The 418-nt window shown below is 51.7% G+C and carries 1 protein-coding gene; it reads left to right on the forward strand.

What is annotated here, in order from left to right:
• The coding region (locus tag MWU82_RS24150) for a hypothetical protein (RefSeq protein ID WP_247098322.1) at window positions 1-418 on the forward strand (418 nt) is incomplete at both ends.

Raw genomic sequence — 418 nt, forward strand, 5'->3', positions numbered from 1 at the left:
GCCGATGCGGTTACTGCATCCAAGATCAATGCCGATGTTGCGGGAAGCGGACTGGTACAGAACGCGACCACCGGAGCATTGGAAGTTGATGGCACAGCGATCACTGGTGACGGGGATATCACATCCTCCGACCTAACGGTAGGTGGCGATGCGAATGCTTTATTGGGTGATGTTACCCTAGAGATAGCTGCCGGGGCCGTGGGAACTACAGAATTGGCCGCAGATGCCGTGACCAATGCAAAATTGGCGGACGCAGCCGTACAACTTGAAAATATAGCCAATGGTACGGTATCCGGACAGGTAATGCAATGGGACGGGACCGAATGGACATTAGTGGATTTAGGCTCTGTAACGGTAACTGAAAATGACGGTGTAATCGGAAACGAGGTAACAAACGCGACCGATGGAACTTTAATAC

It is taken from the genome of Arenibacter sp. S6351L, from assembly GCF_023016025.1.
Classification (GTDB): Bacteria; Bacteroidota; Bacteroidia; order Flavobacteriales; family Flavobacteriaceae; genus Arenibacter; species Arenibacter algicola_B.